Source organism: Thalassotalea ganghwensis (genome assembly GCF_053485795.1).
The window spans coordinates 30,948-46,376 of the sequence record NZ_JBQRUM010000019.1 but is presented as its reverse complement, the minus strand read 5'-3'; the positions used below and the strand labels follow the sequence as shown (position 1 = coordinate 46,376).

10 protein-coding genes, 1 tRNA gene and 1 riboswitch are annotated in these 15,429 nt (G+C 39.4%); of the genes, 4 read left to right on the top strand and 7 right to left on the bottom strand.

All coding sequences use genetic code 11. From position 1 onward, the window contains the following. Positions 1-19 precede the first annotated feature (19 nt). A complete protein-coding gene (locus tag ACSLUH_RS16500) occupies positions 20-1,615 on the bottom strand; it encodes a beta-helix domain-containing protein (RefSeq protein ID WP_448569001.1) in 1,596 nt (531 codons plus the stop codon). A 290-nt stretch (positions 1,616-1,905) separates the two neighbouring features. Here ACSLUH_RS16500 and ACSLUH_RS16495 point away from each other — a divergent pair, with 290 nt between their 5' ends. Continuing rightward, positions 1,906-3,132 carry a cyclic di-GMP phosphodiesterase gene (locus ACSLUH_RS16495; RefSeq protein WP_448568999.1) on the top strand — a complete coding sequence of 409 codons (1,227 nt, stop codon included), beginning with the start codon at positions 1,906-1,908 and terminating at the stop codon, positions 3,130-3,132. Positions 3,133-3,334: 202 nt separating this feature from the next. Here the strand turns inward: ACSLUH_RS16495 and ACSLUH_RS16490 are convergent, their stop codons facing one another. The 6 genes from ACSLUH_RS16490 to queA form a co-directional block, all read right to left on the bottom strand. Further along, on the bottom strand, positions 3,335-3,754 hold the full coding sequence (locus tag ACSLUH_RS16490) for a hypothetical protein (protein ID WP_448568997.1): 420 nt from the start codon (positions 3,752-3,754) through the stop codon (positions 3,335-3,337). 95 nt (positions 3,755-3,849) lie between these two features. After that, a riboswitch (cyclic di-GMP riboswitch) is annotated at positions 3,850-3,932 on the bottom strand. A 261-nt stretch (positions 3,933-4,193) separates the two neighbouring features. Then, complete coding sequence (gene secF, locus ACSLUH_RS16485) at positions 4,194-5,141, bottom strand: protein translocase subunit SecF (RefSeq protein ID WP_448568995.1); 948 nt, start codon at positions 5,139-5,141, stop codon at positions 4,194-4,196. 9 nt (positions 5,142-5,150) lie between these two features. Then, positions 5,151-6,998: a protein translocase subunit SecD gene (secD, locus tag ACSLUH_RS16480; protein ID WP_448568993.1), complete on the bottom strand. Its 1,848-nt coding sequence runs from the start codon at positions 6,996-6,998 to the stop codon at positions 5,151-5,153. Between the two features lie 77 nt (positions 6,999-7,075). Next, the gene (gene yajC, locus ACSLUH_RS16475; RefSeq protein WP_448568991.1) at positions 7,076-7,411 is read right to left on the bottom strand and encodes a preprotein translocase subunit YajC; all 336 of its coding nucleotides are present in this window, start codon (positions 7,409-7,411) and stop codon (positions 7,076-7,078) included. Positions 7,412-7,456: 45 nt separating this feature from the next. Further along, complete coding sequence (gene tgt, locus ACSLUH_RS16470) at positions 7,457-8,584, bottom strand: tRNA guanosine(34) transglycosylase Tgt (protein WP_448569087.1); 1,128 nt, start codon at positions 8,582-8,584, stop codon at positions 7,457-7,459. 63 nt (positions 8,585-8,647) lie between these two features. Continuing rightward, on the bottom strand, positions 8,648-9,709 hold the full coding sequence (gene queA / locus ACSLUH_RS16465) for a tRNA preQ1(34) S-adenosylmethionine ribosyltransferase-isomerase QueA (protein ID WP_448568989.1): 1,062 nt from the start codon (positions 9,707-9,709) through the stop codon (positions 8,648-8,650). A 441-nt stretch (positions 9,710-10,150) separates the two neighbouring features. Here queA and aceK point away from each other — a divergent pair, with 441 nt between their 5' ends. The 3 genes from aceK to ACSLUH_RS16450 all read left to right on the top strand — a co-directional run bounded on the left by aceK (position 10,151) and on the right by ACSLUH_RS16450 (position 15,381). Continuing rightward, positions 10,151-11,866: a bifunctional isocitrate dehydrogenase kinase/phosphatase gene (gene aceK, locus ACSLUH_RS16460; protein WP_448568987.1), complete on the top strand. Its 1,716-nt coding sequence runs from the start codon at positions 10,151-10,153 to the stop codon at positions 11,864-11,866. A gap of 98 nt (positions 11,867-11,964) precedes the next feature. Then, positions 11,965-12,041: transfer RNA gene (locus ACSLUH_RS16455), tRNA-Trp, on the top strand. Between the two features lie 193 nt (positions 12,042-12,234). Further along, entirely contained in the window at positions 12,235-15,381 is a 3,147-nt protein-coding gene (locus ACSLUH_RS16450; protein WP_448568985.1) for an EAL domain-containing protein, read from the top strand. Positions 15,382-15,429: the final 48 nt, after the last annotated feature.

Genomic DNA, 15,429 nt, shown 5'->3' with positions numbered 1-15,429 from the left:
CGACTAACTTGTTCTGTAATTAGTCGTTATTCGCTGCAGTAACTGCCGCTTCTACCCACTTATACCAAGCTGAACTTGTATCTTTATCAGAAACCGCACCAATGTAATCGACAGTATCGAAGAAGCTACCGTCTAAGCCAGAAAGGTCGTTTGCTGAAATCGTAATCGCAGTTGAAGCCGTGTTTGTTGAAAAACCATCTGCAGAAAGTACATCTGCATCACCACCAACACGTTGGTTTGAGCCGTTGTTGTCATACCATTGTTCGACACTCATACCTGCAGGCATCTGCGTTGGGTCTTTAAACTCGGCAACACATGCCATGACTGAGTTATTAAAAGTGATTTCTGCCGCATTTTCTAAACCGTCAGATTTAAATTCGATACACTCAGTGCCGTTTGTCGCATCAGTTTTAATAGCTAAAGCGTTGTAGTAGTTTGTTTTAATTGCATCATCAAACTTGTGCGCTTGAGAAGGGTCTTCATCACGTACTGAAGCACCGTCAGTCGTAATAACAGTAACGTTAGCGATGGTTGGGAAAGACGCTGGTGCTTCGTTGTATTCTTCACCACCGTTCTTTTCACCATCCGTTTCAAAACCGTTGTTACCCATGTAAGCAATATTGCCATCACGAGTAGTTACAGTGCCATGTTGAATAAATAAGAACTGCGCATTACCTTGCCAACCCGCGTCGATATCAATCGCGTCATCTTGCGTATCTGTTACAACGATATGCTTAATATTTGAAGCGCCACCGAAGAATTCGATACCGTCATCAAAACCTTGGTGAATGTGGATGTAATCAAAAGATGAACCAGAGCCAACCGCGTTAAGTGTTAACGAGTTCAAATCGTCACCTTCACCACCAACACGAGGACCTGAACCTGCGTACCAAATTTTAGCCCATTTAATGTTACCGCTGCTGTCTGCGTTATCGTTTCCACCAAAGTAGCTAGTGATACCTTCAGATGCTACGTTACATGTTTGTGCTGCACGTTGAGCGTTAGTACATTGGTTAGTTAAACCATTACCATTGATGATGATGCCACCCCAATCGGCGTATTGAGCGCCCTTACCTTCTAAATCGTGACGATCAAAGGCAAATGCTGAAGTAAACGTTACCGGCTTGTCAGCTGTACCAACCGCTTGAATTTTTGCACCACGAGCGATACGAATAATCGCTTCACCAGATTTAAACGCTAAGGTAGCACCAGGCTTAACCGTCATAGTTGGGCCATTAGCAGGGATTGTAAAACCTTCATCTGTGCGACCATCTTCACCAATCAATAAGGCATCTTCAAATACATGAACGCCACCTTCTGGTAACTCTTCAAAAGTTAAGTTTGAAGTAATGGATACATTCTTACTTGCAAAAGAATCATTATATAAACAATCTAAACCATCATAAGTGCCTTCAACTTTTCCAGCCTCAGTTTCATAGCTTGCGCATTCAACCGTTTTTGTATTGCCCGTGTTGTTATTTGAGTTATTAACACTGTTATCTGTTGTCGAGCTGTTGTCATTTACTGTAGGGGTAATTTCAATGTCACCGCCACAACCAACAAGTGTTAAAGCACAAGCGATGGCACTTACTTTAAATAAAGATTTCAATTGCATTTCTTTTTGCTCCGAGGATTAATAAATTTACAAGCAGTTCAATTGAAGCTTTGTCACTGAGACATCATAAAAACTTCACTCAACCAACTTGATTAAAAGTTGCGGCTATCCTACGGGGGAAAAATGACAGATATGTTTTAGAAATATGTAATTTTTATTTCTTAATTCTTACAACAAGATGACAACCTAAAAACAAAAATAAGTAAATTCTGGTTATTTTTACCGCAATTCATTGTTAAATCGCTAAAAATAAGCAAATATATAAGCAATGAACGTTTACTAGTGACGCTATGGCCGAATTAAAAACCCTCACCATTGACCAATTGCAAGTGGGGATGTATGTCATCGACATCATATTAAAAAACAGTACGCACAAAGTAAAAAACCAAGGTGTGGTAAATTCACAACGCACCATTGCTTTATTAAAAAAACAAGGGGTTGCAAAAGTTGTTGTCGACTTAACTAAACAAGCTCCTCAGCATGATGCAAGTAAAGATAGTAGCGAAACAGCCCCCCCTCCCCATATAGATAGCAATGCAAACTCTGCAGCTGAAGTTGAAATAGCCTCAACGGAAAAAGCAAGCGAATGCCTAGATGAGTTGGCAACATCATGCCAGCTCTATGAAGAAGCGAATAAGCGATTAGAAGATATTTTTATCCATGCAAGACAAGGGAAAAAGTTAACCACTGATGGCATGGCTGACCTTGCAGCAGATATTACTCGCTCAGTGGTTCGCAACGAATATGCCATGGCGATTTTAACCCGCATTCGTCATCATTCTACATATCAATGGGAACATGCCATCAACACTGCGGTGTTATTATGTGGTTTTTCTTTATTTTTGGGGCTCAAACCGGAAGTCGTTAATCAAGTTACCTTAGGGGCACTGTTACATGATGTAGGCAATGCTAAAATTCCCGAAGGTATTTTAATTAAGCCTGACAAACTTACCCATGGCGAGATGAATGCGATTAAGAAGCACCCTATTGAAGGGATAAAAATGTGCAAAGAGCAAGGGCTAGCCAACGGAATTATTAAAGACATGGTACTCAATCATCATGAACGACTAGATGGCTCTGGTTACCCTCGGGGACTCAAAAAAGACAAGATATCAAAATTAGCAAGAATGACAGCTATCATCGATGTTTATGATGCAATGACTGGTGATAGGCCATACCAAAAAGCGCAACAACCGATAGAAGCATTACGCTTTTTAATGACCAATAAAGAAAAGTTTGATATTCAAATCGTTCAACAGTTTATCAAATTTTTAGGAGTGCATCCTGTAGGCTCTATTGTTCAACTATCAAACCAACGACTTGCCCTTATCATTCAAGGCAATAGAGAAGAACCATTAAAACCAGTGGTTCATATTTTTTATAACACCGACACCAGCCAGTATATCAAAGCAAAAGTGGTAGATTTAACCAAAGAAACCATTGAAATTGTTAGTGCGATCAAAGCTGATGATTACAATATCAACATGCAAAAACTGATTAAAGACTTGATCAGTTAACTTTAAGCGTTAGATTGTAATAAAACTTTAACACCTAAACTAAAAGTAACAGATAAGAAAACTTGTCGAACATGCCTGAGCGTGCAATTTTCAAATTGATTAATGACTAAAAGAGCTTTATCGATAGAAATTACGGTCTTTTAGAAACAAAAAAGCCCAATCAAAAGATTGGGCTAAACAGAGAGACTACAAAGAAAAACAATTACGAATTCTTTACTTTACGTACAAAGCGAGCAACTTCATCACCATTACAGATTAATTTCTTCGCCATAGTTCCAATAGCGTTAATTCCTTGGTTTGCAGCTTTAATACAAAGCTGACTTTCTAATGAATCATTTGCAGGAACAAGAACAACTTCTTTTTCAGTTTCTTGAGGTTTTACATAATAAGTTTTTGCAAACTCTTTAACCGATAAGCCATTGCAAGCAAAATTAAGTGATTGATATTGAATACCTTGCTTTTTCGCTTCTAAACGCGCAGCAGAATAGCCATTATTAGCGGCAACGATACAAATGCTTGTTTCGACTGAATTGTCATTTGCATAAAACGTTGCGCTCGAAGTAGATGCTTGAGCTGAAGTGGCAACTAAGATTGAAGATAAAACAACTGCTAATTTTTTCATGTTTTTGTAAACCCTATTTAAATCAAATTAAAGAAATTGATAAGAAACGGTCACAAAAAACCTCTAACGCCTGCAATAATTAGCGTTGTCTATGCTGAGGTAACTCCGCTGTCATAGGTATCCCCTTAGACCGGTGGTTTTGCGTAATACTCTTTCAAGTACCTTGCCGTTTCTAGCTGGCGCGCATTATAGAGAGCTTTATATTAAGATCAAGCTTTTTTTGCGTATTTTTTGAACATTTCGAGTAAAAAACATTCTAATTTCGAATTAATAACAGCTATTTTACAAATAGCGAATTATTATTAACAAAGCAACTGTTTAGCTGAACTATATACAAATCAACCTTAAAGCGACAAAAAGAATACATAGATAAAAAAACCTCGCCAATTAATTGCCGAGGTTTTCTAAAATCGTTATTAACTAAAGTGCACTACAAACATTAAGGTAGCATTTGCTCCTGATCTGCGCCTTCTTTCTCGACTACTTCAGGAATTAAATCTTCTTTAGATATACCTAATACCAAGGCAATTGAACTTGCAACGTAAACTGACGAGTAAGTACCAACAAACACCCCTAACAATAATGCAGTAGCAAAACCGTGGATGAGTGCCCCTCCTTGATAAAATAGCGCAAATAAAACCAATAACGTGGTAATTGAGGTAATGAAGGTACGGCTTAACGTCTGCGTTAGTGAAATATTGATAATTTCCTCAGCCGTCTCATCTCGCACTTTCCTAAAGTTTTCTCGAATACGATCAGAAACAACAATGGTATCATTTAGAGAGTAACCAATAACCGCTAAAATTGCTGCCAGTATGGTTAAATCGAACTCTAATTGAAGCACAGAAAATAAGCCTAAGGTTAGCAAGACATCGTGGAATAGCGCGAATACAGAACCTAAAGCAAAGCGCCACTCAAAACGAAACGCAACGTAAACCAAAATACAAATCAAGGCGGTTAACATTGCTAAACCACCTTGCTCAGTTAATTCATCACCTACACTTGCACCAACAAACTCTATCCGGCGCATGGCTAATTGTTGTCCTGTGCCCTCATTTAACAATGATAGAACTTGGTTACCAAGCATTTCCGCTTGCACGCCTTCACGTTGCGCTAAACGAATAACCACATCACGACTGCTACCATAGAGCTGCACAACAGCATCATCATAGCCACCACCTTCTAAAACTTGTCGAATTTGATTGAGATCGGCTGGCTGTTCAAAACCTACTTCAATCAAGGTACCACCGGTAAAGTCTAAGCCAAAATTAAGCTTATTGACAAACAGTGAACCAATAGAAGCAAGCATCAATAAGGCACTAAAAATCATCGCTATCTTTCGATAGCCCATAAAGTTGATCGTTTCTTTTATCTTAAAAATCTGCATCTGAGTCACCTATATCGATAATTTATCGAGGCGTTTACCACCCCAAACTGCATTGACAATTGTTCGCGTACCAATGATTGCGGTAAACATCGAAGTGACAATACCAATAGATAAGGTAACCGCAAATCCTTTAATTGGGCCTGTGCCAACAGCAAATAAAATAATAGCCGCAATCAAGGTTGTGATGTTTGCATCTAAGATAGTTGAGAACGCTGCGTCATACCCTTGATGAATTGATTGCTGTACCGACTTACCTTCGCGAAGCTCTTCTCGGATCCGCTCAAATATTAGTACATTGGCGTCAACGGCCATACCTACGGTTAGTACAATACCCGCCATACCCGGCAAGGTTAATGTTGCCCCTGGGATCATCGACATTACGCCAACAATTAACACTAAGTTTGCCATTAGCGCTAAGTTCGCCACAATGCCAAAGGCACGGTAGTAAATGAGCATGAATAAAAATACTAGAGCAAAACCACCCATAATCGCTTGGAAGCCTAATTCCACGTTTTCAGCGCCTAACGTTGGTCCAACTGTGCGTTCTTCAACGATCTGAATAGGCGCAATTAACGCCCCTGCGCGTAATAATAATGCTAAGTTATGCGCTTCTGTTGCCGAGCCAGCACCCGTGATTCGAAAGTTTTTACCTAAGCGGGCTTGTATGGTTGCCACACTAATCACTTCTTCTTTTTTCTCAAAGATAGTATTGCCTTTCGCATCGACACGATCTGTCGGTTTGTACTCAATAAACACCGTTGCCATTGGTTTACCGACATTATTTTTAGTGGCATTAGAGAATTTACTTCCCCCCGGTGAGTCTAGGGTAATATTAACTTGCGGTTGTGAGTATTCACTGAAACTAGAGCTTGCATCAACGATATGATCACCGGTTAACATAATGCGTTTTTTCAGCAAAACAGGCTTGCCATCGCGCTCATATAACAATTGAGAACTTGCCGGTACTCGACCATTTAATGCCGTGGCCAAATCATTCTCGGTATCAACCATACGAAACTCGATTGTTGCCGTCGCATTGAGAATTTCTTTGGCCTTTGCCGTATCTTGAACACCCGGCAATTCAATAATAATATTTTTTTGACCTTGCCGTTGAACAAGCGGCTCAGCAACACCTAACTCATTAACACGATTACGGATAATGGTGATGTTTTGTTGCAAGGCATACTCTCGGATTTCTTTGAGCTTTTGCTCAGTCATCTTAGCGGTTAAGGTTAAGGTATCGGTATCATCAACAAATAGAAAATCACGATAACGCTTTTCTAAGTAGGATTCTGCTTGAGCAAGGTCTTCAGCGTTTCGTAACACTATCTCAATAGCGTCACCTGCTTCACGTACCGTCCGATAACGAATTTTTTCATTACGTAAATCGCTTCGAAAATCACCTACCATACCTTCTTGTGCTTTGTTTACTGCTTCATCCATGTTGACTTCCATGGTAAAGCTAACGCCCCCCCTCAAATCAAGACCAAACTTCATTGGTGAACCACCAAGTGAAGCTAACCATTCAGGTGTCGCAGGGGTCAAGTTCAACGCCACCGAATAATTATCGCCCAGTTGCTCATCGAGCAAATCTCGCGCTTTTAGTTGATTTTCAGCGGCGGCAAAACGAATTAACACTTGGCCATCTTCTAACACAATACTGCTATAGGCGATGCTGCTTTGTTCTAATGCTGTTTTCACAGCGTTAGCTGTAGCTTCGGTTGTTTCTACACCACGCAATCCCGATATCTGTACTGCAGGATCTTCACCATAAAGGTTAGGTGATGCATATAAAGCACCTATCGCGACAACAAAGATAACGAGAAGTGTTTTCCACAATGGAGATTGGTTTAACACAATTTAATCCTATCTATTTTATTTAGTATCCACAAAACGAAACAGGTGAGATTATGCTCACCTGTTTCGGAATAATTTTACAACGATTTCATCGTGCCTTTCGGTAGTACGGCATTAACCGCGCCTTTTTGCACTGTCACTTCGATGCCTTCAGCTACACTGATAACGATAAAATCTTTGTCATCAGCAACTTTAGTGATTTTACCGACAATGCCACCTTGAGTAAGTACTTCATCACCTTTACTTAACGCTGACATCAAACTTTTATGCTCTTTAACACGTTTCGCTTGCGGGCGGTAAATCATGAAATAAAAAACTAAAGCAAAAACCAACAACATAATGATCATTTCCATACCACCACCTTGAGGGGCGGCACCTGTTGCTGCATGTGCTTGACTGATAAATAAACTCATATCTTCCTCTTATCTTTCTTATTTTTAAACGTAAAACTCTGCGATTTATTCAGCACTCTTTTTTAATGGCGGCACTGGTAAATCACGTAATGCATAAAATTCTTCAACAAATTCATCGAGCTTATTTTGCGCGATTGCATCTCGCAACCCTTGCATAACACGCTGATAAAAGCGCAGGTTATGTATGGTATTTAATTGCGCTCCTAGTATTTCATTACACTTATCCAAGTGATGTAAATAAGCTCTTGAATAATTTTTACAGGTATAACAATCACAGTGCTCATCAAGTGGTCCAGTATCGGTCTTATGACGAGCATTACGAATTTTAATTACCCCATTAGTCACAAACAAATGACCATTGCGCGCGTTTCGTGTTGGCATAACGCAATCAAACATATCGATACCGCGGCGAACACCTTCGACAAGGTCTTCAGGCTTCCCTACTCCCATCAGATATCGGGGCTTATTTTCAGGTATCAAGGGGGCGGTATGATCTAAAATTCGGATCATATCTTCTTTTGGCTCACCAACCGACAATCCACCGATAGCATAACCGTCAAACTCTATCGCTTGTAAACCGTTAATTGACACTTCTCGTAAATCTTCATACATGCCGCCTTGGACGATACCAAATAGCGCATTCGGATTATCACCGTGAGCATCTTTTGAACGTTGTGCCCACCGTAATGATAATTCCATAGACTCTTTCGCTTGTTGATGCGTTGCAGGATATGGTGTGCATTCATCGAAAATCATCACGATATCAGAGCCCAGTTTTCGTTGCACTTCCATTGAGCGCTCCGGCGTTAACATAATTTTTTCGCCATTAACTGGTGAACTAAATTTAACGCCTTCTTCTGTGATTTTTCGCATCGCCCCTAAGCTAAAAACTTGAAAACCACCAGAATCTGTTAAAATTGGCTTGTCCCAATGGATAAAATCATGCAAATCACCATGCTGCTCAATAATGTCAGTACCTGGACGAAGCATTAAGTGAAAGGTATTACCCAATATAATTTCAGCGCCTATTTCCTTGATCTCTTCAGATTTCATTCCTTTGACAGTACCGTAAGTACCGACAGGCATAAAGGCCGGTGTTTCTACCGTGCCCCGTGCAAAGGTTAATCGCCCACGTCTGGCTTTACCATCAGTGTTGATTAACTCAAAGTTCATTGCTTTTGTCATAATTTTCCTCTGCCCACCAGCGAAACAGGCCAGTAGCGTTTCTAACCAAGCTTAGTTGGTTTGTTTTTCTAAAAACATCGCGTCACCATAACTGAAAAAGCGATATTTTTGTTCAATAGCATGCTGATAAGCAGCCATTATATTGTTATACCCAGCAAATGCACTCACTAACATTAACAACGTAGACTCTGATAGGTGAAAATTGGTGATTAATGCATCAATCACTTTAAACTCAAACCCCGGAGTGATGAAAATATCGGTATCACCGTAATATTCACAAATTAGCTCTCCTGATGACTGAGCAAACATTGCGGCGCTCTCAATAGATCGCATTGAGGTGGTGCCGACACCAACAACTCGACTGCCACGAGCTTTGGCTTGCTTTATTTGTTCAACGACCTCTTCGGATACTTCAATATATTCTGCATGCATTTTGTGATCTTTAATCTCATCGACTCGCACGGGCTGAAATGTTCCTGCACCAACATGCAAGGTCACAAAAGCAAATTCGACCCCTTTTTCTTTCAATTTAGCCAACAGAGGTTCATCAAAATGCAATCCTGCCGTAGGTGCTGCAACGGCACCAGGTTTTTGATTATAAACCGTTTGATAACGCTCTTTATCACTATCCTCATCGGGGCGATCAATATAAGGAGGTAATGGCATGTGACCGATGGTTTCTATAATAGAGAGTACTTTTTCAGTGCCATTAAACTTCAATTCAAACAACGCATCGTGGCGCTTAATCATGGTCGCGCTGGCAATAATAGTGTCTTGGTCATCAATAAAGTGAATTTCTGTACCTTCTTTAGGAGACTTACTCGCCCTAATGTGCGCCAAAACACTGTGTTCATCAAGCATCCGCTCAATGAGCACTTCAACCTTGCCACCACTGGCTTTTTGACCAAACAAACGTGCAGGTATCACTCGAGTGTTATTAAAAATCAATAAATCACCCGCTGCCAAATGGTCGATTACGTCGGTAAACTGCTGATCAACAACTTCACCACTATTGCCATTTAAATACATTAAACGGCTGGCGCTCCGCTCTGCTTTAGGATAGCGAGCGATAAGTTCTTCAGGTAACTCAAATGAAAAATCAGAAACTCTCATGCATTTACTGTCAAAATGGTTATAAAAAAGCGGCCAATTTTAAATCCACGACATGACAATAGCAAGCAAAGCAAAACGGATATTGCGGTTTAACGCATGGTAAAACGCCCATATCACTGAAAATTATATTGATCATTTTGCAGTAAACTTTCACTTTGTTAAAAATTTTGTCGTAAGCTAAACAAAGATAACTTAACCTCAGGTTTGTATAAGAAATAGCACGAAAACAATAAAATCAAACGCTTAAGCTCACTGTCATTTTCTAGCTGGCTACTTTTTACTTAATTCAAGGCGTATTGTTGTAGGAATAGCCAGCTATTTCACCACAATATAACGCAGAAGTAAGTAAAAATAGGCGTTAAAAATGCATTCCTTATGCAGAGCTGAGGTTAACTTAATAAATGTGCAATGTTAGAATATAAAAAGGTTAAAAGCTTAATAATGAATAATTTAGCTATCGCTATCGCCAAAACCATCCTTAATGGCTTCGAAAGACACATTTATTTATTTTTTGATATCACTCGAAGTGCAAAACAGCGTTTTGAATTAAAGCAGTGGCAAGCCGTTCAAGACGCAGCTAAGGCCAGAACAGATTTTTATGATCAACGTGTTGCAGAAACCTTAAATACTATTGCTAATGATTTTCAAATTACCCGTCTCGATAAAATACTTTGGCAACAAGTTAAAGAGACCTATGTCGACTTATTGCGCCATCATCAACAGGCTGAACTTGCAGAGAGTTTTTACAATTCCGTTTTCTGTCATTTGTTTGAACGAAAGTACTACCATAATAACTTTATCTTTGTAGAATCAGCAGTCAATTTTACCGAACAACAAGCCAGCGATATCATTTTTACTCGCTACAAACCAGCGAAATTAGGACTACTGCAAACTATTCATGAAATCATCAATAGCGCTAATTTTTCGGTGCCGTTTTACCAGTTAAAGAAGCGTGTTAGCCTACTCATTCAAGCATTTTCACAGCAAACCAAACTTAACGAGTTTCAACTTGAGGATATCAGCATTGATATCCTCAACTTTATCTTTTATCGAAATAAGGGGGCCTATATTATTGGTCGAGTACTATCCCCTAGTGGCAGTACTCCATTTATTGTGCCAATCATCCATGAAAAAGAACACGGGTTAGAAATTGATGCCTTAGTTACCGATGCAAAAACGATGGCGGTCGTTTTTGGTTTTGCACGCGCTTACTTTTTTGTCGACTGTCAACACCCGCATGCATTGATAAATTTTCTAAAAACGTTGATACCACATAAGACTCGAGCAGATCTATACGCCAGTATCGGTTTTCATAAACAAGGAAAAACACAATTTTATCGTGATTTACTAGAGCACCTTAGTCATAGCGACGACCAATTTGAACTAGCGCCAGGTATTAAAGGTATGGTGATGTCAGTATTCACACTTCCTTCATTTTCTTATGTATTTAAAATTATTAAAGATAAGTTTTCACCGACAAAACAAATGACACGTCAAGACGTTAAAAGAAAGTATCGACTGGTGAAATTACATGACCGCGTCGGGCGCATGGCGGATACCATGGAATATTCAGAGGTTGCCCTACCGAAAGCGCGCTTCGCCAAAGAACTGCTTGAAGAGTTGCAAGCGGTTGCCTCATCAATTATTCGCTTTGAAGACGATCTTGTTATCATCAAACATGTTTATATTGAACGAAAAATGACCCCTTTAAACTTATATTTAGCCACAGCGACAGAAAAACAAATCGATAAAGCCATGTACGGTTACGGCAAAGCCATTAAGCAACTTATCGCTGCCAATATCTTTCCTGGCGATATGTTATTAAAGAACTTCGGCGTAACTCGCCATGGTAGAGTGATTTTTTATGATTATGACGAAATCACCTATATGAACGAGGTTAATTTTCGCATTAAGCCAGAGCCCGTTACCGAAGAACAAATTTATGCAGCAGAGCCTTGGTACTCTGTTGCCCCTGGTGATGTGTTTCCAGAAGAATTAGCGACCTTTGCGTTAGCGAATCCAATTTACCGACAAGCATTTCTGAACCATCATGCTGAACTACTTGATGCACACTATTGGCAAAACTGCCAAAGACAAGTCGCAAAAGGAGAATATGCCAGCGTTTACCCTTACCCCAAAAGGCTACGATTTAGCTAAACAATGCCCCTAAAGCGTATTTTTTAATCAAACAGACAAAAATAGTTCATTTATCACTTTACCTTTGCCTTTGCTTGAGTATAATTCTCCTCCGTTGCAGGGGTATAGTTCCAATTGGTAGAACAGCGGTCTCCAAAACCGACGGTTGGGAGTTCGAATCTCTCTACCCCTGCCATCTTTCCTTATTTTTTTCTCTATAATCATTTAATCTATTGTATTTTAAACTATTTTCTAGCATTCTAATCCTTGAAACAATTGTGATACATAAATAGGGTACCTCTTTTATCCAATTGTCCTCATAATAGTCTGACGATTAAATTGCGTGTGCAGCGCTATTGCATTTATCAGTGAAGGCAAGATTTTCAGTTATGTATAGACAATATTTATCACCATACATTGGTCTTCTTTTTTCCATAGTGTCCTTGCTATGGCTATCCCCCGTGTATGCTGATCTTCAAAGTTCAAGTATTTATCAACAAATTGTCAGCTTACAAAAAGATGATTCAAGCAGCCGCCAAGAAAAACGCGACAAATATTTAACGCTACTCAACACTGAGCTAAATAATGAAAACCCAAGGATTAAAACCATCATCTTGATGGAGCTTGTTCAACTGAGTGCTCAATTGTCAGATGAAGAAGCAACAGAACAATGGATCAAGGCATTATCAAAGCAATCGGTTGAAACTGACGAGCAGTATGTGGTTAATTTCATTATTGAATATGTAAAACTCACCAAGCTTTTCTATAGCGGCCAGTATAACGAAGCACTAGACTATGCCAAAAACGTATACCCATTTATTAGCGATGAGCGTGCTATCACTGATCTAAATATTATCAACGGTAAATTGGCCTTGTCCTTTAACAATATCGGTAACTTTTACAATATCTATGGCATTATCAACTATAACTTATCTCAATTTGAAGAAGCTGACAGTCTTTTTATCAAAGCCCTAGGTTACTTTGAGCAATCCAATAACCGAAAAGGTATTTCACTGATTTACAACAATTTATCGCTTATTAGTTGGGAAATGCAGATACCAGAAGATGCACTGCGCTACATGAATAAAGCAATCGACTTGGCCCGAGAAACGAAAAACTTTCGCACCTATATTTTAAACCTAGTTAATTTAGGCATCTATTATCGACACTTAGATCAATTTGATAATGCCGTTAGTAGTTTCAATAAGGCGTTATCTTCTGAGCAAATAAACGATTACCCAAACCTGGTTATTATCGCAAACCTTGAATTTGGCCGAGTGTTAATGACCTTAGGTAATTTGGAAAAAGCTGAAATGCATATTCAACAAGCGTTATTAACCGCGGTAGGACGAAAAATGTCGATGGAAACGGCTAATGCGCGTATGGCATTGGCTGACCTGCTTGTTTTACAAGGTGAGTACCAGCAAGCACTTCGCTTATACGACAATGTCGGTAAGTATTATCGTGAAGCGGGCTTAGTGCAATTAGAGTTAGATATCTTCAAATCTAAAAGTGATTTATATAAATACCAAGGACAGTATGCTCTAGCGCTTCAGTATTACGAACAGTTTCATCAAGCTCGGGTTGAACTACTTGAAAAAACCCAGCAGTCTTCTTTAGCGAGCTTAAGAGCGAAGTACGAAGACGATAATAAAAATAAACAAATTGCCCTACTTAAGCAAGAAAACCAATTAAATGAAGTACGCTTGGCGTCGAACGACAGTCAACGTTTATTGCTAATGACTATTAGCTTTTCCATTTTCACTATTATCGTACTGCTAATTTCCCGTTACTACAGTGTTAAAGAAGCGCACCGGTTAAAACGTCATAATGCTGAAATCGCTTCGCGTGAAAAACAGCTGCTATTATTGTCAAACGCTTTTAAAAATACATCAGATGCGGTGTGGATCACCAACGAGAATTTTGAAATTGAGGCGGTTAACAACGCCTTTGTCACCCACACCCATCGCAATAAAATGTCAATGATTGGCCAAAAAGTGCAATTTGCCCAAGTAAAAGGGCAAGATGAAACTTTAGCGAATCGCATCATGTTGCAGGCGAAACTTGAAGGCAGCTGGCAAGGCGAGTTGTACGATGAGCGAGCTACCGGTGAAGTTTACCCTGTTGAGTTAGAAGTTGAAGCCATTAAAAACGACAACGATGAAGTCATCAATTATTTAGGTATTTTTAGAGACATAACCGAAAAGCGTCGCTCACAAGAGCAGCTTTCGCGCTTGGCAACTCATGATGAACTCACCAATTTACCGAATCGTACCCTGTTGATGGAACTGATCTCACAATCATGTATTCAAGCTAAATATTCAAGGCGTTTGCCGACGTTACTGGTGCTTGATGTCAATGGTTTTAAGAAAATCAATGAAAGTTTTGGCCACGGCACCGGCGATCAAATTATTCGTGAGATAGGTACTCGTTTGCGTGACAATTTATTTAACAAAGACATTATCGCCAGATTATCAGGGGCTGAATTTGCTATTTTAGTGGAACTTTCTGATCCGAAAAACTCTGCAAATCGTGTGGCGCAAAAAATACTTTCGTGTTTTGAGCAGCCTTTTGTGGTTGATGCAAATTTATTTAATCTGAATATTGCTATTGGCATTACGGTCTACCCCGACGATGGCGATAATGCTGAGGAGCTCTTAAGAAAGTCCACCATGGCGTTAATGGATGTAAAAGGTGATAAGACTCAGCACTATCGTTTCTTTGAGCAGCACATGAACCTTGCCCTGAATGAGCTATTAGAAAAAGAGCAGCTATTACTTAATGCGATTAATAATCAATCATTTGAATATCATTACCAACCGATTGTCGATCTAAAATCAGGCAAAATTTCTGGCGCTGAAGCGCTGATAAGAGGTGTTAGTAACGAGCAACAAATCATCTATCCTGACCAATTTATTCCAATTGCTGAGCAAGCGAGGTTTATTGATCAAATAGATAAAATCACCATAGATAAAGTGTTCAAACAAGTTTCAACATGGCAAGCTCAGGGTTGCTTATTTGGGCCCATTGCCATCAATATTTCGGCACAAATGTTTAGTCAGTCGACGTTATTTATTCGCTTTTTACAGGAAAAGCTTGCTCAGTACGGTATTCCTGCTGGATTAATTAAGTTAGAAATAACTGAAGGAACGATTTTAAAAAATGTCACGGAAGCTATCGAAACCATGCACGAGTTAAAACAGTTAGGTTTTATTATTGCCCTCGATGATTTTGGTACAGGCTACTCTTCGCTAAATTATTTAAAACAGTTTCCTATTGATATACTCAAAATTGATCGATCTTTTATTATGGATATGCACAATAACCTCATTGATAGAAAGATCATCGAAACCATTATCTCCCTCGCTAAAACCCTCAATTTAACCGTGATATGTGAAGGGGTAGAAATACAGGAGCACTTGAGTTTATTATCAGCCATGGATTGCCAAGAGTACCAAGGGTATTTTTACAGCAAACCATTGCCTTTAGCCGAGATAGAAAAATTGGTGGTGGAAAATCAAAGCGCAGTTGAGTAAGCTTACCCTTCTTAGTTATATCAACCTTAGTTATATCAACGGTGCACT